The 21,785-nt window shown below is 70.2% G+C and carries 23 protein-coding genes; 18 read left to right on the top strand and 5 right to left on the bottom strand.

Features of this window, described 5'->3' with window-relative positions; translation table 11 throughout:
• The 3 genes from COA07_RS10585 to COA07_RS10575 are packed head-to-tail and all read right to left on the bottom strand — an operon-like array spanning position 1 to position 2,216.
• Positions 1 to 318 carry an immunity 53 family protein gene (locus tag COA07_RS10585; protein WP_169803501.1) on the bottom strand — a complete coding sequence of 106 codons (318 nt, stop codon included), beginning with the start codon at positions 316 to 318 and terminating at the stop codon, positions 1 to 3.
• Complete coding sequence (gene sufB / locus COA07_RS10580; protein ID WP_066708482.1) at positions 311 to 1,774, bottom strand: Fe-S cluster assembly protein SufB; 1,464 nt, start codon at positions 1,772 to 1,774, stop codon at positions 311 to 313. The genes COA07_RS10585 and sufB overlap by 8 nt, the downstream gene beginning before the upstream one ends.
• Position 1,775: 1 nt before the next feature.
• On the bottom strand, positions 1,776 to 2,216 hold the full coding sequence (locus COA07_RS10575; protein WP_066708485.1) for an SUF system Fe-S cluster assembly regulator: 441 nt from the start codon (positions 2,214 to 2,216) through the stop codon (positions 1,776 to 1,778).
• 307 nt (positions 2,217 to 2,523) lie between these two features.
• Here COA07_RS10575 and COA07_RS10570 point away from each other — a divergent pair, with 307 nt between their 5' ends.
• The 3 genes from COA07_RS10570 (at position 2,524) to COA07_RS10560 (ending at position 7,284) form a co-directional block, all read left to right on the top strand.
• Entirely contained in the window at positions 2,524 to 3,546 is a 1,023-nt protein-coding gene (locus COA07_RS10570) for a quinone-dependent dihydroorotate dehydrogenase (protein WP_096640963.1), read from the top strand.
• 207 nt (positions 3,547 to 3,753) lie between these two features.
• A complete protein-coding gene (gene ggt / locus COA07_RS10565; protein WP_096641007.1) occupies positions 3,754 to 5,445 on the top strand; it encodes a gamma-glutamyltransferase in 1,692 nt (563 codons plus the stop codon).
• A gap of 54 nt (positions 5,446 to 5,499) precedes the next feature.
• Positions 5,500 to 7,284: an AMP-dependent synthetase/ligase gene (locus COA07_RS10560; RefSeq protein WP_066711737.1), complete on the top strand. Its 1,785-nt coding sequence runs from the start codon at positions 5,500 to 5,502 to the stop codon at positions 7,282 to 7,284.
• 358 nt (positions 7,285 to 7,642) lie between these two features.
• On the opposite strand, the gene COA07_RS10555 is transcribed toward COA07_RS10560, so the two are convergent.
• Both COA07_RS10555 and COA07_RS10550 read right to left on the bottom strand, forming a co-directional pair.
• Entirely contained in the window at positions 7,643 to 7,927 is a 285-nt protein-coding gene (locus COA07_RS10555) for a GIY-YIG nuclease family protein (RefSeq protein WP_066711738.1), read from the bottom strand.
• Positions 7,928 to 7,951: 24 nt separating this feature from the next.
• Positions 7,952 to 10,849 carry a M16 family metallopeptidase gene (locus tag COA07_RS10550; RefSeq protein ID WP_066711739.1) on the bottom strand — a complete coding sequence of 966 codons (2,898 nt, stop codon included), beginning with the start codon at positions 10,847 to 10,849 and terminating at the stop codon, positions 7,952 to 7,954.
• Between the two features lie 203 nt (positions 10,850 to 11,052).
• Here COA07_RS10550 and COA07_RS10545 point away from each other — a divergent pair, with 203 nt between their 5' ends.
• From COA07_RS10545 to COA07_RS10475, 15 genes are all read left to right on the top strand, one after another.
• Entirely contained in the window at positions 11,053 to 11,766 is a 714-nt protein-coding gene (locus COA07_RS10545) for an aspartyl/asparaginyl beta-hydroxylase domain-containing protein (RefSeq protein ID WP_096640961.1), read from the top strand.
• A 75-nt stretch (positions 11,767 to 11,841) separates the two neighbouring features.
• On the top strand, positions 11,842 to 12,414 hold the full coding sequence (locus tag COA07_RS10540; protein ID WP_066713687.1) for a NifU family protein: 573 nt from the start codon (positions 11,842 to 11,844) through the stop codon (positions 12,412 to 12,414).
• A 52-nt stretch (positions 12,415 to 12,466) separates the two neighbouring features.
• Complete coding sequence (locus COA07_RS10535) at positions 12,467 to 13,060, top strand: malonic semialdehyde reductase (protein ID WP_066713682.1); 594 nt, start codon at positions 12,467 to 12,469, stop codon at positions 13,058 to 13,060.
• Between the two features lie 51 nt (positions 13,061 to 13,111).
• Complete coding sequence (gene tsaB / locus COA07_RS10530; RefSeq protein ID WP_096640959.1) at positions 13,112 to 13,747, top strand: tRNA (adenosine(37)-N6)-threonylcarbamoyltransferase complex dimerization subunit type 1 TsaB; 636 nt, start codon at positions 13,112 to 13,114, stop codon at positions 13,745 to 13,747.
• Positions 13,744 to 14,223 carry a ribosomal protein S18-alanine N-acetyltransferase gene (gene rimI / locus COA07_RS10525; protein ID WP_066713897.1) on the top strand — a complete coding sequence of 160 codons (480 nt, stop codon included), beginning with the start codon at positions 13,744 to 13,746 and terminating at the stop codon, positions 14,221 to 14,223. Before tsaB ends, rimI begins: the two co-directional genes overlap by 4 nt.
• Before the next feature lie 202 nt (positions 14,224 to 14,425).
• Positions 14,426 to 14,845 carry a Fur family transcriptional regulator gene (locus COA07_RS10520; protein ID WP_066713894.1) on the top strand — a complete coding sequence of 140 codons (420 nt, stop codon included), beginning with the start codon at positions 14,426 to 14,428 and terminating at the stop codon, positions 14,843 to 14,845.
• A 13-nt stretch (positions 14,846 to 14,858) separates the two neighbouring features.
• Complete coding sequence (locus COA07_RS10515; protein ID WP_245842112.1) at positions 14,859 to 15,620, top strand: lysophospholipid acyltransferase family protein; 762 nt, start codon at positions 14,859 to 14,861, stop codon at positions 15,618 to 15,620.
• A gap of 37 nt (positions 15,621 to 15,657) precedes the next feature.
• Positions 15,658 to 16,098 carry a hypothetical protein gene (locus COA07_RS10510; RefSeq protein WP_066711906.1) on the top strand — a complete coding sequence of 147 codons (441 nt, stop codon included), beginning with the start codon at positions 15,658 to 15,660 and terminating at the stop codon, positions 16,096 to 16,098.
• Between the two features lie 49 nt (positions 16,099 to 16,147).
• Positions 16,148 to 17,491 (top strand): tRNA (N6-isopentenyl adenosine(37)-C2)-methylthiotransferase MiaB, encoded by a 1,344-nt coding sequence (gene miaB / locus COA07_RS10505; protein ID WP_083956950.1) that lies wholly within the window; start codon positions 16,148 to 16,150, stop codon positions 17,489 to 17,491.
• Positions 17,492 to 17,587: 96 nt separating this feature from the next.
• Positions 17,588 to 18,475, top strand: coding sequence for a hypothetical protein (locus COA07_RS10500; protein ID WP_141396507.1), 888 nt, complete (start codon positions 17,588 to 17,590; stop codon positions 18,473 to 18,475).
• A gap of 172 nt (positions 18,476 to 18,647) precedes the next feature.
• Complete coding sequence (locus tag COA07_RS10495; protein ID WP_066711899.1) at positions 18,648 to 19,646, top strand: PhoH family protein; 999 nt, start codon at positions 18,648 to 18,650, stop codon at positions 19,644 to 19,646.
• Between the two features lies 1 nt (position 19,647).
• Positions 19,648 to 19,938, top strand: a complete 291-nt coding sequence (locus COA07_RS10490) for a hypothetical protein (RefSeq protein WP_066711897.1) — start codon at positions 19,648 to 19,650, stop codon at positions 19,936 to 19,938.
• The gene (locus COA07_RS10485; protein WP_066711895.1) at positions 19,935 to 20,345 is read left to right on the top strand and encodes a type II toxin-antitoxin system VapC family toxin; all 411 of its coding nucleotides are present in this window, start codon (positions 19,935 to 19,937) and stop codon (positions 20,343 to 20,345) included. The genes COA07_RS10490 and COA07_RS10485 overlap by 4 nt, the downstream gene beginning before the upstream one ends.
• Complete coding sequence (ybeY, locus tag COA07_RS10480) at positions 20,342 to 20,854, top strand: rRNA maturation RNase YbeY (RefSeq protein ID WP_066711893.1); 513 nt, start codon at positions 20,342 to 20,344, stop codon at positions 20,852 to 20,854. Before COA07_RS10485 ends, ybeY begins: the two co-directional genes overlap by 4 nt.
• Positions 20,855 to 20,864: 10 nt before the next feature.
• The gene (locus COA07_RS10475) at positions 20,865 to 21,776 is read left to right on the top strand and encodes a hemolysin family protein (protein ID WP_096640957.1); all 912 of its coding nucleotides are present in this window, start codon (positions 20,865 to 20,867) and stop codon (positions 21,774 to 21,776) included.
• The last annotated feature ends 9 nt before the right edge of the window (positions 21,777 to 21,785 follow it).

Genomic DNA, 21,785 nt, shown 5'->3' with positions numbered 1-21,785 from the left:
TTAATCCTGACCGTTGGCAGCTGGCGCCGCCTCGACAAACTGACGCAACATCGAGATCATTTCCCACAGGTTCTTCACCCCGCCGGCGCTGGCAAAAATCGCGCCCTCCTTCCGGCAATCCAACCAATCCGTTTCGCTGCGTTCTATTCTGACGCAGCCAAATGTGGCCGTCTCGTACTCGGTGTCGGTGAAATCGAACTTCAACATCCAACCAGGGTTGTCGATGTTGCCGATGTCGCAACCATACGAGTGCTCCCAATCACCGTCACAGAGGGTAGCGTAGAAATCCTGCAACCACGAAAGCGGATCGTCAGCCAACGCTCCCCTCCAGCGAAATCCCCAGCAGCTTCTGCGCCTCGACCGCAAACTCCATCGGGAGTTGCTGCAGCACCTCGCGCGCGAAGCCGTTGACGATCAGCGCGACCGCCGCCTCCGCATCGAGACCGCGCGACATCGCGTAGAAGAGCTGGTCCTCGCTGATCTTGCTGGTGGTCGCCTCATGCTCGATCTGCGCGCTGGGGTTCTTCACCTCGATATACGGCACGGTGTGCGCGCCGCACTGGTCGGACAGCAGCAGGCTGTCGCATTGCGTGAAGTTGCGGACGTTCTCCGCGGTTGCCGCGACGCGGACGAGGCCGCGATAGGTGTTGTCGGAGCGACCGGCGCTGATCCCCTTCGACACGATCGTCGATTTGGTGTTCTTGCCCAGGTGGATCATTTTCGTGCCGGTATCGGCCTGCTGGCGGTTGTTGGTGACTGCCACCGAGTAGAATTCACCGACCGAGCCGTCGCCCGCCAGCACGCACGACGGATATTTCCAGGTGATCGCGCTGCCGGTTTCGACCTGCGTCCACGACACCTTGCTGTTCCGGCCCTGACAGAGCGCGCGTTTGGTGACGAAATTGTAGATGCCGCCGACGCCGTTCTCGTCGCCGGGATACCAGTTCTGGACGGTCGAATATTTGATCTCGGCATCGTCCAGCGCGACCAGTTCGACGACCGCGGCGTGGAGCTGGTTTTCATCGCGCATTGGCGCGGTGCAGCCCTCCAGATAGCTGACGTAGCTGCCCTCGTCGGCGACGATCAGCGTGCGCTCGAACTGGCCGGTATTCTCGGCATTGATGCGGAAATAGGTGCTCAGCTCCATCGGGCAGCGCACGCCCTTGGGCACGTAGACGAACGTGCCGTCCGAAAAGACCGCGCAATTGAGCGTCGCGAAGTAATTGTCGCGCTGCGGCACCACCTTGCCCAGCCATTTGCGGACCAGGTCGGGATATTCGCGGATCGCCTCGCTGATCGAGCGGAAGATGACGCCGGCGGCCTCCAGTTCCTTGCGGAAGGTGGTGGCGACGCTGACGCTGTCGAACACCGCGTCCACCGCCACGCGGCGCGCACCCTCCACCCCGGCGAGCACTTCCTGTTCGGCGATCGGGATGCCGAGCTTTTCGTAGGTGCGGCGGATTTCGGGATCGAGCTCGTCCAGCGAGGCGATCGTCTTTTTCGCCTTCGGCTCGGCGTAGTAATAGGCGTCCTGATAGTCGATCGGGGGGACGTTGAGCTTGGCCCAGTCGGGCGCCTCCAGCGTCTGCCACAGGCGGAACGCCTTCAGCCGCCAGTCGAGCATCCATTCCGGCTCGTTCTTCTTAGCGGAGATATAGCGGACGGTATCCTCGCTCAGCCCCTTGGGTGCGAAGTCCTGCTCCACCTCGGTGGCGAAGCCCCATTCGTACTTCTTCGCGACCGCCGCATGGGCCTCTGCGTTCTTCGTCGCCATCTTAAGCCTCGACCTTCATCATCTCGGGCGCGGCCGCTTCCGCGGCCAGCGTCGCCAGCGTCACCCCGGCGAGCGCGCCGCGCACCGCCCGGTTGACCGCATTCCAGTGCGGCTTCACGCGGCAATTGCCCGCGATGCCGCAGTCATGGTGGCCCGCATCGACGCAGGCGGTCATCGCGATCGGCCCTTCGACCGCCTCGATGATGTCCGCCAGCGTGATCGTCGCGGGCGGACGCGACAGGCGGATGCCGCCGCCGGTGCCGCGCGTGCTGTCGATCAGCCCCGCCGCGGCAAGCCGGCTGACCAGTTTCTGCGCGGTGGGCAGCGGTACGCCGGTTTCCTCCGCCAGCCGCGTCGCGTTCATCCGCGCCAGCCCGCCGCAATGCCGCGCGGCGGCGCTCAGCAGCACGACGGCATAATCGGTGAGACTGGACAAACGCATGGCTTCGCGGGCACCTGTTGCGAACCGCTCTCAAATCAGACCGATTCGTTCCGATTGCCAGATGGTCGCTCGCCGGCGCGAAATCAACCGCGTGCCGGCCGCGCGCCGCAGCGCGCACGAAAAAAAGGCCCGGCCGATGGCCGAGCCTTTCAAGTCTAAAGGGTTTCCCACCGGAAGCCCTTCGGGTCGCACGCCGGACTTACCCGGATCACCGACGCGAATTATTGGATGGATACGACAGATACCCCGAGAATTCTTACAATTTTGCGCGATTGACGCCGCGCACGCATCATCCGAAAGGTTTTTCATGCCGTCCTTGTTGCAACGTGCCATCCACGCGATCGATCCCGAAACCGCGCATGTCGCCGCGATCCGCGCGCTGGCGGCGTGGGGCACGGCGGGAACGCCGATGGCGCCGCCTGCCCCGGCGCTGCCGACGCGGGTGGCGGGGATCGACTTTCCCAATCCGGTCGGGCTGGCGGCGGGGCTGGACAAGGATGCGCGCGCGATCGCCGGGCTGTTCGCGCTCGGCTTCGGATCGGTGGAGGTCGGCACGCTGACCCCGCGCGCGCAGCCGGGCAACCCCAAGCCGCGGCTGTTCCGGCTGGTCGAGGATCGCGCGGTCATCAACCGAATGGGGTTCAACAACGGCGGGCTGGCGGCGGGGATCGCCCGCGCGCGCGCCGCGAGGCGCACCGGGGTGCTGGGCATCAACGTCGGTGCGAACAAGGATGCGACCGACCGCGTCGCCGATTATGTCGCGGGCGTCACCGCCGCCGCGCCGGTCGCCGATTACATCACGATCAACGTCAGTTCCCCCAACACCCCGGGCCTGCGCGACCTGCAGCAGGGCGCGGCGCTGGCGGAGCTGCTGGCGGCGTGCATGGCCGCGCGCGGCGCCACGCCATTGTTCCTGAAGGTCGCGCCCGATCTGGACGCCGGGATGATCGACGGCGTCGCGCGCGCCGCGATCGACGCGCGGGTCGATGCGCTGGTGATGGGCAACACCACCGTGTCGCGCCCGCCGCTGTCCGCGCGCGACGCGGGCGAGACCGGCGGGCTGTCGGGCGCGCCGCTGCGCGATCTGGCGCGCGCGCGGCTGGCCGACATGCGCCGCGCGACCGGCACGGCGGTGCCGCTGATCGCGGTCGGCGGGATCGACAGCGGGGCGGAGGCCTATGCCCGCATCCGCGCGGGGGCCAGCCTGGTGCAGGTCTATACCGCGCTGGTCTACGACGGGCCGGGCCTGCCGCGGCGGATCGTCGCCGAACTGGCCGCGCTGCTGGCGCGCGACGGCTTTGCGAGCGTCGCGGAAGCGGTGGGGGCATAGCGACGGGCCGGCGATCATGCGCAACGGTGGACCCCGGAACACGTCCGGGGTGACGGAGGGTGTGCGGAGGGCGGAGCGTGTTTTGCAGAGAGGGGGCTGGCGGGAAACCGGCGGCGCGCGCGGCGGTGGGGGCATAGCCCGCGGGCACGGGGCCATGCCGGACGTTACGGGTTGCGCGGCGGCGGCGCGGCGATAGGGTCGGCGGCGATGAAGAAGCTGATCGCCGCCGCGCTGTTCCTGGCCCCCCTGCCCGTCGCCCCGGCGACCGCCACCCCCGCCGCGGCGCAGGGTGTCGTATCCGCCGCCGATCCGCGTGCGACCGCCGCCGGGCAGGAGATATTGCGGCAGGGCGGCAGCGCCACCGACGCCGCGATCGCGATGCTGCTGGCGCTGAACGTCGTCGAGCCGCAGTCGAGCGGGATCGGCGGGGGCGGGTTCATCGTCCACCACGGCGGCGCCACCGGCGCGCTGGACACGATCGACGGGCGCGAGATGGCGCCCGCCGCCGCGCGGCCCGACCGGTTCCTGGGCGCCGACGGCAAGCCGCGCCCGTTCATCGAGATCTGGCCGGGCGGCTATTCGGTGGGCGTCCCCGGATCGCTGCGGCTGGCCGAGCGCGCGCACGCCAAATGGGGCAAGCTGCCGTGGGCGGCGCTGTTCGCGCCCGCGATCAAGCTGGCCGACGATGGCTTCGTCGTGAACGCGCGGCTGGCCGGCGCGCTGAAGCAGGTGGCGCCGGTGTGGAAGGATTTCCCGGCGATGCGCGCGCTCTACTGGCGCGACGGCCGCCCGCTGGCGGAGGGGGAGACGTTCCGCAACCCCGCGATGGCCGCGATCCTGCGCCGCATCGCCGCGGAGGGGCCGCAGGCGTTCTATGCCGGCGACAACGCCAGAGCGGTCGCCGACGCGGTCACCAACGCGCCGAAGAACCCGGTGCCGCTGACCGAAGCCGACCTGGCGGGCTATGTCGCGAAGGATCGCCCCGGCGTGTGCGGCCCGTATCGCAGCTGGACGGTGTGCGGCATGGGGCCGCCGTCGTCGGGCGGGCTGAGCGTGCTGCAGATCCTGACGATGGTCGAACGCTTCCCGCTGGCCAGCTGGGGCAAGGACGACGCGCGATCGTGGCAGGTGATCGGCGAGGCGATGCGCCTGGCCTATGCCGACCGCGACCTGTACGAGGCGGACCGCGATTTCGTCGACGTGCCGGTCGCCGGGCTGCTGGACCGCGATTACCTGAAGCGGCGCTCGGCGCTGATCTCCGTCACGAAGGCGCGCGGCCGGTACGAGCCGGGGATTCCGCCGGGCGCGCCCAAGCGCACCCCGGCCGCGCCGGGCGAGCTGGGCGGCACCACGCATTTCGTCGCGGTCGACACCGCGGGCGATATCGTCAGCTGGACCAACACCGTCGAAAGCGCGTTCGGCAGCCAGCTGACCGCCAACGGCTATGTCCTCAACAACGAACTGACCGATTTCAGCCATGCGCCGGTCGGCCCCGACGGCGCCCTGGTCGCCAACCGCGTCCAGCCCGGCAAGCGCCCGATGTCGAGCATGTCGCCGACGATCGTCTACGACCGCAGCGGCAAGCCGGTCTTCGCGATCGGCGCGGCGGGCGGGCGCACGATCATCATGCAGATCGCCAAGGCGCTGATCGCGCATTTCGACTGGGGCCTGTCGGCGCAGGACGCGATCGCGCTGGGCCTCGTCTTCTTCGACAAGGACGGGCTGGTGCTGGAACAGGGCACCACGCTGGAGGCGATGAAGGCGCCGCTGGAGGCGCGCGGCCAGCATGTCACGCTGGGCAGACTGGGGCTGAAGGCCAATGCCGCCGAACGGCTGCCCGACGGCCGCTGGATCGGCGCGGCCGACCCGCGCAGCCCGGGCAATTCGCTGCAACAGTAACGACGACGACCGACGACATGCGACGGCCCGGGAACAGGGCCGCGAGGAGAGGCGATGCGCAGGCTCGAACATTTCCCCAATCTGGTCACGATGTTCTTCACCCGCGCGCAGGAGAAGGGCGACGCCCCGTTCCTGTGGCACAAGCATGACGGCGCGTGGCAGCCGATCAGCTGGCGCGCGGCGGCCGAGACGGTCGCGCGGCTGGCGACGGCGCTGAGGGCGATCGGGCTGGAGCGCGGCGACCGCGTGATGCTGGTCAGCGAAAACCGCCCGGAATGGTGCCTGGCCGATCTGGCGATCATGGCGGCGGGCTGCGTCACCGTCCCCACCTATACCACCAATACCGAACGCGACCACGCGCACATCATCGAGAATTCGGGCGCCAAGGCGGTGATCGTATCGACCGCGAAGCTGGCGCGCACGCTGCTGCCCGCGATCCTGCGGTCGATCCGGCCGCAGATGCTGATCGGGATCGAGCCGATGCGGCTGGGACAGGTGCCGGTCGAGGTCCATGACTGGCACGCGCTGATCGCGGGCAACCACGCGACGGCGGCGGAGGTCGCCGCGCAGGCCGATTTCGCGCGCGGCGACCTGGCGTGCATCATCTATACCAGCGGCACCGGCGGGGCGCCGCGCGGGGTGATGCAGCACCACGGCGCGATCCTGCACAATGTCGCGGGCTGTTCGGCGGTGGTGGCGGAGGATTTCGGCTGGGGGGACGAGGTGTTCCTGTCGTTCCTGCCGCTGTCCCACGCCTACGAACATACCGGGGGGCAGCATTTCCCGATCGGGATGGGCGGGCAGATCTATTACGCCGAGGGGATCGACAAGCTGGCCGCGAATATCGAGGAGGTGCGCCCGACGATCATGTTCGTCGTGCCGCGGCTGTTCGAGGTGCTGCGCACGCGGATCAGCAAGGCGATCGAGCGGCAGGGCGGAATGTCCGCGCGGTTGCTGGCGGCGGCGCTGGACGTGGGCACGAAGCGCGCGGGCGGCGGCCTCAGGCTGGCCGACCGGCCCAGGGCGCTGCTGGTCGACACGCTGTTCAAGCCGAAGATCGCGAAGAAGTTCGGCGGGCGGCTGAAGGCGATGATTTCGGGCGGGGCGCCGTTGACCCCGGAGGTGGGGCTGTTCTTCCAGTCGCTGGGGCTGACCTTCCTGCAAGGGTATGGCCAGACGGAGGCGGCGCCGGTCATTTCGTGCAACCGCCCCAGCGCGGGGGTGACGATGGATTCGGTCGGCCCGCCGCTGACCGATACCGAGGTGCGGATTGCCGAGGACGGCGAGATCCTGGTGCGCGGCGAACTGGTGATGCACGGCTATTGGCGCAACGAGGCGGAGACCGCGCGCGTCCTGAAGGACGGGTGGCTGCACACCGGCGACATCGGCGAGATCGACGCGGCCGGGCGCATCCGCATCACCGACCGCAAGAAGGACCTCATCATCAACGACAAGGGCGACAATGTCGCGCCGCAGAAGGTGGAGGGGATGCTGACGCTCCAGCCCGAGATCGCGCAGGCGATGATCGCGGGCGACCGCAAGCCGCACATGGTCGCGGTGCTGGTGCCCGACGACGAATGGACCGCCGACTGGGCGAAGGCCAACGGCCGCGCCAACGACGCCGCGCTGGCCGACGACCCGGCGTACCGCGCCGCGATCCAGGCGGCGGTGGACCGCACCAACAAGGACCTGTCGGTGATCGAGCGCGTCCGCCGCTGGATCATGGCCGACGCGCCCTTCACGATCGAGAACGAACAGCTGACGCCGAGTCTGAAGATCCGGCGGCATGTGCTGCGGGGCGTGTACGGGGAGCGGCTGAACGCGTTGCATCGGGGGTGATGGGGGTGGGGGGCGTAATGCCTCACTGACACAGCCGCCCGCTGCGAAGGCGAGCCGGCGCGCGACAATCTACAGCGATAGGCCCCTGCCTTCGCAGGGGCGACAGGGTTTGGGCAGGACGCGCGCGCCTCTACCCCCCGTTGCCCCTGCGGAGGCAGGGGCCTATCGCTGTTGCGGCTGGAGGTGCGACAGCGACGGCGCGACCGATCGTCGACACGGCGGCGCCCGGTTTGCGTCAGCGAGGGCGCGACACGCGGCAGTCATGGGCCCCTGCCTGCGCAGGGGCGACGGGGTTGGCGGTAGGTATGCGTTCCCCGTCAGCGGTAATCCTGCCATCAGGGTCGATGGCTGGCCCGCGTCACATGTTGATGACATCCCACAAGTCGTGCCAGTCGGGGTTGGTGCGGCCGATCAGGTTCAGTTTCCAGCCCCGCTTCCACTTCTTCAACGCCTTTTCGCGGGCGATGGCGTCCAGCATGGTCGCATGTTCCTCGACATGGACCAGCCGAGTCAGCCCGTGTTCGCGGCAAAAGCCGGAACCGCGACCCTCGCGGTGCTGCATGACCCGCGCCGCCAGATGTGCGGTAACGCCGATATACAGCGTCCCGCTGGGGGCGTTGGTCATGACGTAGACCCACGGCATCGGCGATCCCGCGGGGCGGCGGCGCTATTGCTTGGCCGCCGCGCCCTTCGGCACCACCGCCATCGTCCAGTCCTTGTCCGGGCGCAGATAGCGGGCGGCGGTTTCCTGTAATGTCGCCGGCGTGATGCCGGTCATGTCGCCGACGATGCTCTGCGTCGCCTCGATCCGCTTGGGGTCGAAGGTGCCGCCCGAGGTCTGCGCCAGCCAGAACTGGTTCCCGGACGAGGCGCGCGCCATATATTGCAGCATCGGGACGACTGTGCGACGCAGTTCGTCGTCGGCGATCGGGGTGGCGACCAGCTCCGCGGCGATCTGGCGCGAGAGCTGGAAGAACAGCGGCACCTTGTCGGGCGCGACCTTGCCGATCGCGATCAGGCGGCCGCCGCCGGGCTGGCCGACCGGCCACTGGCTTTGCGCGCTGGGCGAATAGCTGGCGCCCGCGACCGAGCGGAGCCGGTCGAACAGCCGGTCGGCGAACACCGCCGCCAGCACGTCGAGCCGGCGCTGTTCGGCATGGTCCGCCGATCCGCCGCCGGTCGGCCAGGCGATCACCGCCGCGGCCTGGTTGTCGTCGCCGTCATGCGTGCGGATCACCGGCGTGTCGACATGCGCGGGGAAGCGCACCGGCGCGGGGGCGGTGGCATCGGGCTTGCGGGGCTTGAGCGCGCCGAAGCTCTTCGCCACGGCGGCGATCGCCTCGTCGGTCTTGACGTCGCCGAACACGTCGACCTCGATCGGGCCGGTCGCCAGCAGCGGTTCCCACAGCTTGCGGAAATCCTTGGCGTTCAGCGCCTCGACCTGCGCGCGCGGGGGGATGCCCCAGCGCGGATCGCCGTCGCGCAGCAACCCTTCCAGATCGCGCGACAGCACGCCGTCGGGCGAGCTGTCGAACCCCGGATAGCCCGCCAGCATCGCGGCACGCGCGCGCGCAACCGGTGCGGCATCCCAGCGCGGCGCGGCCAGTTTCGCCGCCATCAGCGTCAGATTGTCGGCATAGTCGCCCGGCGTCGTCTGCGCGCCGAACAGGAAGGCATCGTCGGTAATGTCGAAATCCAGCCCCATCCGCCGCCCGGTGGTCAGCTGGTCGAGATCGCCCTGGTCGAGCGTGCCGATCCCGCTGGCGATCAGCGCGGTTTCCCCCGCCCAGGCCGGGGTCGGGCGATTGCCGGGCAGCGCCTGATAACCGCGACCGAACCGCACGCGCAGGTACACGCGCCCGGTTTCGGAGGGGTTGGAATAGACCAGCGCGCGCACGCCGTTGGCGAACGTCACCTGATCCATCGCGGGATCGCCGACGGTGCTGCGCGCGGCGACCTTCCCCGGTGCGCCCAGTTTGGGCACGCGCGAGAAATCGACCGCCGCCTGCTGCGCGCGCTTGCCCGCCAGCCCGGAGACGTCGGCGGTCAGCGCGGTCGCCAGCTTCGCCGCGGCGGTCGCATCGGCGGTGCGGGTGTTGACCAGCGCGCGGGCCGCGTCGCCCTTGAACAGGCGGCTGGTCGATTCGACCATCGCGGCGGGGGTGAACATCCCCTTGGCGCGGGCGTTCTGAAGGATATCGTAGCTGGTCTTCGGCCCCGCGACGGTTTCGCGGATGTCGAGCGCCTGGACCATGTCGTCGGCCTGCTTGGCGCCCGCCTCCACCCGCGCGGTGGCGACCTCGTTCTTCATCGCGGCGTCGAATTCCGCCAGTTCGCGGTCGACCTCCCCCTGCGTCGGGGGCGAGGCCATGGCGTCGGCGATCACCGCGCGCACGTCCTTCAGCGCGGCTTCCCAATCGTCGCCGATCGGGATGACGTTGGTGAAGGTGCCGTTGGCCGAGCGCGACACGTCGTCGAGGCTGACCGACGCCTGGAGGAAGCTGCCCCCCGCCCGCGCGCGCGTTTCCAGCCGGCGGTTGATGAGGCGGATCGCCAGGAAATCGACCAGCCGCTTCTGGTTGAAGATGATCGTGTCGTCGCGATAGATCCACGGGCGCAGCACCGCCGTCGCCACGACCGGCGGCAGCGCGGGTTCGGCGATCGTGCGGGTCGCCGGTTCCTTGCCATCCGGCTTGCCGAAGTCCGGGTCGGCGGGATTGGGGCCGACGCCCTTCCACCCGCCGAAATTCTTGACCACCAGCGCGGCGGCGACCGCGGGGTCGATATCGCCGGAGATGATGACGACCGCGCGTTCGGGCCGGTACCAGCGCTGGTGGAACGCCAGCACCGCGGGCGGGGTCGCCGCCTCCAGCGTCTTGATCGTGCCGATCGGCGAGCGTTCGGCCAGCGGCTGCCCGGCGAAGAAGGTCTGGCGGATCGCATCGCCGTAGCGCACCTGCGGCCCCGGCGCCTCGCGCTGTTCCGCCAGCACCGCGGGGCGCTCCGCCGCCAGCCCGGCCGTGGTGATCGCGGGCTGCGCCATCATGCCGGAGAAGATGCGCAGGCTTTCGTCCAGCTTCGCCTCGGTCGCGCCGGGCAGGTCGAGCTTGTAGACGGTCTGCGTCGGCGTCGTCTGCGCGTTCGAGTCCGAACCGAAGGTGGCGCCGAACCGCTGCCACACCCGCTTCGCCTCGCCATCGGGGACATATTTCGAGCCGCGGAACGACAGATGCTCGATCAGGTGCGCGAACCCCTGTTCGTCGTCCCGCTCATACAGCGACCCGGCGTCGATCCGCACGCGCACCGCCACCTGCCCCGGCGGCACGCCGTTGCGGCGCACGGCATAGCGCAGCCCGTTGGGCAGCCGCCCGAACGACCATTCCGGATCGGGCGGAATGTCCGAGCCCTTGAACAGCCACGGCGCGGTATCGACCCCCGCCATCGACGGCGCCGCCGCGGCGGCGGCGGCGCGATGCGTCGATTGCTGCGCCGGGGCCGGCAGCGCGACCGACAGGAGGAGAAGGGCGGTGAGCGGCGCCGCAACGGCGCGCGGGTACGATGACATGGCGATCTTGTAGGCGCCAGCCCCGGCGGCGGCAACATCGCTGCCGCCGATCGCCGCAGATCGTCGCTGCCCGTGGCCCCGCCCATGACCCCGCCCATGACATCGCCCGCAAGGCGCCATGTTTTGGTCGCGTTGCGTCGGTAGCGATCAGGGATCGGGCGCCATGCCGGCGCACCGTGCGGCGAGCGGGAGGACGTGGAGCGATGATCGACCGTGCCGCCGTGCGCCTGCGCGACGAGGGCGACGACCGGGCGCGCACCGTCGCCGCGCAGCCGGCCGCGCCGCGCACCCGCGTGCTGGCGCCCGCGCCCGTCCCCGCCCCGCCCCCCTCACCGCCGCCGCGCGTCACGCTTGCCGGGCGCGCGTGGCGGCTGATGGACCGGCCGATCGCGGGCTGGTCGCTGGTGCCGGGCGATCCGGTGCTGGACATGCGCGGGTTCGGCTGGACCGCCGGCCTGCGCGCCGACTGGCGGGTGATCCGGGCGGAAGCGATCCCCGGCGGCGGTGACGACACGCCGCTGTGGCGCGGCGGCGCGCCGGTCGACGCCGCGCTGGCGCACCGGCCGGCGACGCGCGCGCTGATCGCGGCGATCCCCGGCGTGGAGGAGGCCGCGTTCGTGGCGCTGGCGCCGGGCGCGCACGTTCCGGCGCGGCGCGGGCCGACGCGCGCGCTGCTGACCTGTCACCTGGGGCTGGCGGTGCCGCGCGACGGCGACGTGCGGATGCGCGTCCACGACCGCATCGTCCGCTGGGCGGAGGGCGAGACACTGGTGTTCGACGACACCTGCCCGCACGAGATGTGGAACGACAGCAGCGGCGCGCGCATCGTCCTGGCGATCCGGTTCGCGCGCCCGCTGCGCCAGCCGGGGCGCTGGGTGGCGGGGCGAATGCTGCGGTGGATGCGGCGCCGACCATGACGGCTTGGCGGGCGGAAACACTTCCTTTCCGCCCGTGCGCTTGATCCGCGCCGCGTCCCGCGCCACATCGCGGCCATGCTGATCGAAACCGAAGCCACGCCCAACCCGGCCACGCTGAAATTCCTGCCCGGCCGCACCGTCATGGAAGCGGGCACGCGCGATTTCGCCACTCCCGAGGAAGCGGAGGCCAGCCCGCTGGCGACCGCGCTGTTCGACCTGGGCGACGTGACCGGCGTGTTCTTCGGCCGCGATTTCGTGTCGGTCACCGCCGCGCCCGGCACCGAATGGACGATGCTGAAGCCCGACGTGCTGGCGATCCTGATGGACCATTTCACCGCGCAGATGCCGCTGTTCCGCGCCGCCTCCGCCGATTTCGCGGTGCCGGCGGACGATGACGGCATCGCCGACGATCCCGCCGACGCCGATATCGTCGCGCAGATCCGCGACCTGATCGAAACGCGCGTGCGCCCCGCTGTCGCCAACGACGGCGGCGACATCGTCTATCGCGGGTTCGACAAGGGCAAGGTGTACCTGAGGATGCAGGGCGCGTGCGCGGGCTGTCCGTCGTCGAGCGCGACGCTGAAGAACGGCATCGAGCAGCTACTGCGCCATTACGTCCCCGAAGTGACCGAGGTGCGCGCGGTCTGATCGGCGCGCGCCCGTCGCCCCCCTGCCCCCCTTCGCGAAAGGCTGCCCCGCCATGTCCCGTGCCCTTGACGATGCCGCGCTCGACCAGCTGTTCCGCACCGCGCGCAGCTACAACGGCTATCGCGACGAACCGGTGGGCGAGGATACGCTGCGCGCGATCTGGGACCTGATGAAGATGGGGCCGACGTCCGCCAACCAGCTGCCCGCGCGGATCGTGTGGTGCGTGTCGGACGAGGCGAAGGCGAAGGTCGCGGAGGCATGTTCGGCCGCCAACAAGCCGAAGATCCTGGGCGCGCCGGTGACCGCGATCATCGCGATGGACGTGGATTTCCACGAATATCTGCCCGAGCTGTTCCCGCACACCGACGCCAAGAGCTGGTTCGACGGCAATCGCGAGCTGCGCGAGGCGTCGGCGTTCCGCAATTCCTCGCTGCAGGGCGGCTATTTCATCATGGCGGCGCGCGCGCTGGGGCTGGATACCGGGCCGATGTCCGGGTTCGACGCGGGCGCGGTGGACAAGGCGTTCTTCGCCGATACGCCATCGGTGCGCACCAACTTCATCTCGACGCTGGGCTATGGCGATCCCGCGTCGATCTTCGACCGCAGCCCGCGGCCGGCGTTCGAAAAGTTCAACCGGATCGCGTGACGCGCAGGGCGCGGGACTTGCGAAGCGCGCGCCCCGTGGCATGAGGGTGCGATGCCGCCGCGTATCCTGAGCATCGACACCGCCACCGCCGCCTGTTCCGTCGCCCTGTTCGAGGACGGGCGGCTGATCGACGCACGCCACGCGGTGGTCGGGCGCGGCCATGCCGAGCGGCTGGTGCCGATGATCGCCGAACTTCCCGATGGCGGGCGCGCCGACCATATCCTGGTGGACGTTGGGCCGGGCAGCTTCACCGGCATCCGCGTCGGCATCGCCGCGGCGCGCGGGCTGGCGCTGGGCTGGGGCGCGATCGTATCGGGCTATGGCGCGCTGGCTGTGGTCGCCGCCGCCGCGCTGGACGGCGCCGCCGATGGCGACATGCTGACCGTGGTGGCCGAGGGCGGGCATGGCGAGGTGTTCGTCCAGGCGTTCGCCGCGCCGTTCGCCGCGCTGGACACGCCCCGGTCGCTGACGCCCGCCGATGCGCTGGCGGCGCTGGGCGGCGGCCGCGCGATCGGCAGCGGGACGCGCTGGCTGACCGCGATCGACCCCGCGATTGCGACGGTCGAGGCGCTGCCCGATGCGCGCCATGCGCTGCTGCTGCCCGCCGGGGACCGCGCGCTGCCGGCGACGCCCTTCTACGGCCGCGCGCCGGATGCCAAGCTGCCGGGCGGGGTGGCCGCGGCATGAGCACGCGATCGCGGATGGTCGAACTGGCCAGCGCCGGGGCCGCCGACGCCGACACCGTCGACCGGATCATGGCCGCCGCCTTCGACCCGCAATATGGCGAGGCGTGGACGCGCAGCCAGTGCATCGGCATCCTGGCGATGCCGGGCGTGTGGCTGACGCTGGCGCGTGTCGACGGGGTCGCGGCGGGCTTCGCACTGACCCGCGCGATCATGGACGAGGCCGAACTGCTGCTGATCGCGGTCGACCCGGCGCACCGCCGCGCGGGCGTGGGCGGCGCGTTGCTGCGCGGGGTGATCGCCGATTGCCGCGCGCGCGGCGTCGCCAAGCTGCACCTGGAGGTGCGCGCCAACAATCCGGCGATCGCACTGTACGCCGCGCACGGCTTCGCCCCCGCCGGCGTGCGCCGCAATTACTACCGCGGGCGCGACGGCGCGACGTTCGACGCGCACACCTATGCGCGGACGCTGGGGGATTAGCGCGAGGGGCCAGCGGTGCGAGCGGATCGTCATGCCGGACCTGTTCCGGCATGACGGAGCGGGCCTTCGCGCAGGTTTCGCGCCGTCACGGGGTGACGATGCCCCTGCGGACGTCGGTGAGTGGCCGGCAATTCGTTCGACCCGCCTCAATTGCGAGTCGGTAGCGCTTTTCGCAACAAGCGGTTCGCACTACATGGGGTCCATGCCCCGCAAGATCGATCTAGAAGCCCTTTGCCACGAAAAGGGTCTGCGCATCACCGAGCAGCGCCGCGTCATCGCGCGCGTCCTGTCGGAAGCCGAAGACCATCCCGATGTGGAAAAGGTCTATGCCCGCGCCTCCGCGATCGATCCGGGCATCTCGATCGCGACCGTCTATCGCACGGTGCGGCTGTTCGAGGAGGCCGGCATCCTCGACCGGCATGACTTCGGCGACGGGCGCGCCCGCTACGAACCCTCGCCCGAGGCGCATCACGATCACCTGATCGACGTGGAGAGCGGGCGGGTGATCGAATTCGTCGATCCCGAGCTGGAGCTGTTGCAGAAGGCGATCGCGGAGCGGCTGGGCTTCCGTCTGGTGGATCACCGGATGGAATTGTACGGCGTCGCGCTGCGCCGCGACTGACGGCGAGGCGCGGTTGACCGCCCGCCCCGCCCCGCGCCTGTCCGCCCGCGCGGTCGCGCGGCTGGCCGCGCTGGTGGCGTTGCTGGCGGCGGCGCTGGCGGTGCACGGGCTGTGGCGACTGCTGCGCCTGCCCTCCCCATGGCCGCGGCTGTTCCTGGGCAGCGCGGCGCGGCTGTTCGGTGCGCGCGCGCGGATCATCGGCACGCCGCTGCGCCGCGACGTCATCTTCCTGTCCAACCATTTGAGCTGGATGGACATCCTGCTGCTGGCCGGGGCGACCGGCAGCGCGTTCGTCGCCAAGGCCGAATTGCGCACGGCGCCGCTGGTCGGCTGGCTGTGCACGCTGAACCGCACGCTGTTCGTCCGCCGCGGCGACCGCATGGGGATCGAGCGGCAGGTGGCCGAATTGCGCGACGCGCTGGCGCATGGCTGGGCGATCACGATCTTTCCCGAAGGGACGACCGGCGACGGGCACGAACTGCTGCCGTTCAAGGCCGCGCTGCTGGGGGCGATCGACCCGCCGCCGCCGGGGTTGATGATCCAGCCGGTGCGGATCGACTACGGCGCGGCCAACGACGAGCTGGCATGGGTCGGCGACGAGCCGGGACAGTCGCACGCGACGCGCGTGCTCAATCGCCGCGGCAGCTTCACCGCGACGCTGCACTTCCTGCCTCCCTTCGCCCCGGCGGGCGGGCGAAAGGCGATCGCGACGCAGGCGCGTGCGCGCATCCTGGCCGCCGGCGAGGATTTTTCCGGTGCGGTAACGCACACTTAAGTCTGTTGATCCATATCAAGCCCGACGAGGACAGGATATGGCGCCGCAGGAACCATTGCCGCTTCACCACAGCTGGCCGCTCTATGAGCGCGATGCCCGCCTCGACCTGGGGCTGCTGCTCGATTCCGGCCCGGACGGGGCGGCGACCGCGGGCGCCGGCAGTGCCGGCCACTGGCATTGCGATCTGGCCAGCGGGCAACTGACATGGGCGCCGGGCGTGCGCGAATTGTTCGGCATGGCGCCGGATGCCGCCGCCGATCGCACCCACGCGCTGTGGCGGTACGAGGAACTGTCGCGCGCCGCGATGGAGCGGTTGCGCGCCCATGCGATCCGCCATTGCCGCGGCTTCACGATCGACGTGCGCCTGCGCGGGGCGGGGGTGCGGTGGATGCGGCTGGTCGCCGCGCCGATCGTCACCGAACGCCGCGTCACCGGGCTGCACGGGTGGAAATCGGACGTGTCCGCACTGTATCGCTGATCCGGCGCGGGTTGGCGCGGGCGGTCATTATCGGCTAAGGCCGCGCGCCATGTCCGCCCCCGCCGCCGCCCCGCCCAAAACCTTTCACGTCAAGTCGTTCGGCTGCCAGATGAACGCCTATGACGGGGAACGCATGGGCGAATTGATGGCGGCGCAGGGCATGACCGCGGCGGCGGCGCCGGGCGATGCCGATCTGGTCGTCCTCAACACCTGCCACATCCGCGAGAAGGCGACCGAGAAGGTCTATTCGGACATCGGGCGGCTGCGCAAGGACGCGCGCGAACATGGCCGGGCCGCGCCGATGATCGCGGTCGCCGGCTGCGTCGCGCAGGCGGAGGGCGAGGAAATCGTCCGCCGCGCCAAGGTGGACGTGGTGGTCGGGCCGCAAGCCTATCACAACCTGCCCGACCTGGTCGCACGCGCGGCACGGGGCGCCCCGGCGCTCGACACCGACATGCCCGCCGCGTCGAAATTCGGCGCGCTGCCCGCACGGCGCAAGGTGGCGCCGGGCGCGTTCCTGACGGTGCAGGAGGGGTGCGACAAATTCTGCACCTATTGCGTCGTCCCCTATACCCGCGGGGCCGAGGTGAGCCGGCCGTTCGTGGCGATCGTCGACGAGGCGACGGCGCTGGTCGATGCCGGCGCGCGCGAGATCACGCTGCTGGGGCAGAACGTCAATGCGTGGGACGGCGGCGACGGGCGCGGGCTGCACGACCTGATCCGCGCGCTGGACCGCATCCCCGGGCTGGCGCGCATCCGCTATACCACCAGCCACCCCAACGACATGGCGCAGGGGCTGATCGACGCGCACCGCGACGTCGAAAGCCTGATGCCGTTCCTGCACCTGCCGGTACAGGCAGGCAACGATCGCGTGCTGCGCGCGATGAACCGCAGCCATACCCGCGACAGCTACCTGCGGCTGATCGACCGCATCCGCGCCGCGCGCCCGGACATCGCGCTGTCGGGCGACTTCATCGTCGGCTTCCCGGGGGAAACCGAGGCCGCATTCGCCGACACGCTGAGCCTGGTCGATGCGGTCGGCCATGCGCAGGCGTTCAGCTTCAAATATTCGCCGCGCCCCGGCACCCCCGCCGCGACGATGCCCGACCAGGTGCCCGCCGCGGTGATGGACGAGCGGCTCCAGCGGCTTCAGGCCGCGCTCAACCGCGATCAGGCCGCGTTCAACGCCGCATCGGTCGGGCGCACGTGCGACGTCCTGATCGAGCGTCCCGGCAAGCTGCCGGGGCAGTGGCTGGGCAAGTCGCCATGGCTGCAATCGGTGCATGTCGTGGGCGATCACGCGCCGGGCGATCTGGTGCGCGTGACGCTGATGCAGGCGGGACCGAATTCGCTGGCGGGGATGGTCGCGCCGCCGGTGACCGAACCGGCCTGATCGACCGGAAGCAGGCCTGCGCGCATATACGGAATTCGTATACCCGAATTGACGAAGTGCGGCTGGCTTTCAACCCGGATCAGTTATTTTGGGGACATGCTCGCCCCCACTCCCCCGATTCGCGCGATGACGCGGCTGCTGGCGGAAATGCAGACGTCGATCATGTCGGCGGCGCTGCCGCTGTTCGACGGGCGGGTCGACCGGTTCATGATCTACACCCTGCTGGTGCGCCGCACGCTGGACGGCGGGCTGGCCACGCCGGTGCTGGCGCTGGCCGACAGCTTGGGGCTGCCGTTCGAGACGACGCGGCGGCATGTGGCGGGGCTGGTGGAGGCGGGGCTGTGCGCGCGCCGGCGCGGCGGCATCGTGACGGTCGCGACGCTGGAGGACGAGCCCTATGCCTCGATCGGCGCGCTGGCGCATGACGCGCTGGTGCGCTTCATCGAGGACATGGCTCGCATCGACGCGCTGCCCGCCTTCCCCGCCTCGCCGCGGCCCTATCACTGGCACAGCGGGGTCCGTGCCTCGGTCGACCTGATGCTGTCGGTGGCGCGCGCCAACCAGCAGACGCATCACGACCGGCTGGACCTGGTGATCTTTTCCACCGTGCTGGCCGCGAACGACCAGCGCATCGTCGCCGATCCGGCGCTGGCGCGGCGGTTCGCCACCCCCGATGCCGAACCGCTGCCGTCGCAGATGCGCGCGCCGATCCGGATCCCGCGCGTCGCGCAGGTGCTGGGCCTGTCGGACGCGACCGTGCGCCGCCGCGTCGAACGGTTGCTGGAAGGGCCGCTGATCGTCGGGCCGGGCGGGCTGAGCATCAACGACGTGTGGCTGGCCACCGAGGAGGCGCGTTCGGCAAGCGGGGAGAGCCACGCGAACCTCCGCCGTCTGCTGGGCGCGCTGGCGGCGCAGGGCTTTCCGTTCCGCGACATCGCATCGGCGTATCTGCGCGGCCGCCCGCCGCGCCCGTTCGGGAATTGACGCCGATCATCCACCGCGCCGATTTTTGCGCTGTTCGCCCGCCGCCGGGCCTGTCACACTGACCACCGATGCCCGTGCGCCGCCCCGAATCGCGCCCGTCGCGCCGCCGCCGCGGCGCATCACCCGGCCGTGCATCGTGCCACCGCCCATCGTCGAACCACCAAGGAGCCGCATGAGCCGCAAGCCCCTTCCCGCCCGCACCGGCGAACGTTCGCGTGTCGAATTGCTGTTCGACCGGCCGCAGCTGCTGAGCCAGCTGTTCGGCCAGTACGACCAGCATCTGGTGGCGCTGGAGAACCGGCTGGGCGTCTATATCACCGCGCGCGGCAACCGCATCGGGCTGGAGGGCACCGCCGAGCAGGTGGCGCTGGCCCGCGACGTGCTGAACGACCTGTACCAGCGCATCCAGCGCGGCGAGGAGGTCGATACCGGGCTGGTCGACGCCGCGATCGCGATGGCGGCCGAACCGGTGCTGGACGGCATCATCTCGGCCGAACGCGGTGCCGCGCCGTCGGTGATGATCCGCACGCGCAAGAAGACGATCGTCCCGCGCACCCCCGCGCAGGCGCATTACATGCGCGAGCTGACCACCCACGACATGATCTTCGCGCTCGGCCCGGCGGGCACGGGCAAGACGTATATCGCGGTGGCGCAGGCGGTGGCGCAGCTCATCACCGGCAGCGTCCAGCGGCTGATCCTGTCGCGCCCGGCGGTGGAGGCGGGCGAGCGGCTGGGCTTCCTGCCCGGCGACATGAAGGAGAAGGTCGATCCGTACCTGCGCCCGCTGTACGATGCGCTGTACGACTGCCTGCCCGCCGAGCAGGTGGAGCGTCGCATCGCATCGGGCGAGATCGAGATCGCGCCGATCGCGTTCATGCGCGGGCGCACGCTGGGCGACGCCTTCGTGATCCTGGACGAGGCGCAGAACACCACGCCGGCGCAGATGAAGATGTTCCTGACCCGGTTCGGGCAGAACAGCCGCATGGTGATCTGCGGCGACCCGAACCAGACCGACCTGCCCGGCGGGGTCGCCGCCAGCGGGCTGGCCGACGCGACGATGCGGCTGGAGGGGGTGGAGGGCATATCGCTGTGCCGCTTCACCGCCGCCGACGTGGTGCGCCATCCGATTGTCGGCCGGATCGTGGAGGCGTATGAGGGGAAGGAGGCTTGAGATGAATGCACCGCACTCCCCCCCGACACGCGCCGAGCGGCAGGCACTGTCCGCCCCGTTCCTGATCGAGGACGAGGAGGTCGTCCGCGCCATCGCGAGGCTGGCCGACGAACGCGGTACCGCGATGCGGCAGATCGTGGCGCTGGCGATCGAGGATTATGCGGCGCGCCATGCGCTCGCCAGCCCGGCACCCGAATGGCTGCAACGCTATTGGCGCGAATACCCCCTGCCGCTGCCGACCGGGCTGGAGGCGGACAAGCGGTTCTACGATTCGCTCAACGACGAAGAGTGAAGGTCTTCGTCGATGCCTCCGCGATCGCGGCGATCATCGGGCGCGAGCCCGAGGCGACGACCTTGGCCGACGTGCTGGGGATCATGTCGGCACGGCTGACCTCGCCCATCGCCATCTGGGAGGCGGCAAGGGCCGTCGAGCGGATCCGCGGCGTGGACGTCGGCGAAGCGCACGCGCTGATCCTGGACTTCCTTAGCGACGCACGCATCGACACGGTAGCGGTGGAGCCGGCGGACGCCGATGGCGCGGTCGACGCGCATGTCAGATTCGGAAAGGGCGTCAACGCCGCGGCGCTCAACATGGGCGACTGCTTCGCCTATGCCGCGACCCGCCGGCACGCCGACATGATCCTGTTCAAGGGCGAGGATTTTGCCCTTACCGACCTGAAGGACGCAACCCTCGGATGATCCACATCGAACTGACCCGCGAGGATCCGTGGCCCGCCGATGCCGCGTGGGAGGAAATCGCCGCCGCCGCCGCGCGGGCCGCGATCGCGCAGACGCCGCATGGCGCGCTGCTGACCGCGCGCGCGCAGGTCGAGATCAGCGTGCGGCTGACCGCCGACGACGAGGTGCAGGCGCTCAACCGCCAGTATCGCGACAAGGACCGGCCCACCAACGTCCTGTCCTTTCCGATGGTGCAGCCCGACCTGATCGACACCGTCACGCAGAATTCGGACGACGGCGAGGTGCTGCTGGGCGATATCGTGATGGCGCATGGCGTCTGCGCGGCGGAGGCGGCGGAGCGTGGCATCCCGGTCGACCATCACCTGACGCATCTGATGGTGCATGGCACGCTGCATCTGCTAGGCTATGACCACCTGACCGACGACGAGGGGGATGCGATGGAGGAGATCGAGCGCGCCGCGCTGGCCGGTCTGGGCATCGCCGACCCCTATCAGATACGCGAGGACTGAACGAACGGCGATGGCCGACGACCGAAGTAGCGCCGGCAACGGCGACCATCACGACAATGGCCTGCTGGCCGGGCTGCGCAACCTGATCTTCGGCGAACAGCACGAGGAAACGCTGCGCGACCGGCTGGAGGAAGTGATCGACCGGCACGAGGGCGATCCCGCACCCGATGCCAAGGGCGACCTGACCCCGCTGGAACGGCAGATGGTGCGCAACCTGCTGCATTTCGGGGAACGCGATGCCGGCGACGTCGGCGTGCCGCGCGCCGACGTAATCGCGGTGGAGGAAGCCACCACCTTCGACCATCTGGTACAGGTGTTCGCCGAGGCCGGGGTCAGCCGCCTGCCGGTCTATCGCGAGAGCCTGGACCACATCATCGGCATGGTCCACATCAAGGACGTGTTCGCGATCATGGCGGCCGGCGGCACGCGCCCCGCCAGCATCGCCGCGCTGATCCGCCAGCCGCTGTACGTGCCGATGAGCCGCGGCGCACTCGACCTGCTGGCCGACATGCGCCAGTCGCGCATCCACCTGGCGGTGGTGCTGGACGAATATTCCGGCACCGAGGGGCTCGTCACGATCGAGGATCTGATCGAGGAGATCGTCGGCGAGATCGAGGACGAGCATGACGAGGCGCCCGAGGTGCTGCTGGTCCCGCTGGACGACGGCGCATGGGACGTCGACGCGCGCGTCGAGCTGGAGGATGTCGGCCGCGCGGTCGACATGCGACTGGCCGAAGCGGAGAGCGACGTCGACACGATCGGCGGGCTGACCGCGGTGCTGGTCGGGCATGTGCCCGAGGCCGGCACCTGCATCGACCACCCCAGCGGGTGGCGGATCGAGGTGGTCGATGCCGACGAACGGCGCATCAACCGCGTCCGGCTGCATCCCCCGGTCCCGCTGGCGAGCGACGAGGGCATCTGATCGCCCCGG

This window comes from Sphingomonas adhaesiva, assembly GCF_002374855.1.
GTDB lineage: Bacteria > Pseudomonadota > Alphaproteobacteria > Sphingomonadales > Sphingomonadaceae > Sphingomonas > Sphingomonas adhaesiva.
Note: the sequence above shows the minus strand (reverse complement) of the source record. Positions and strands in the feature narration are given on the sequence as shown.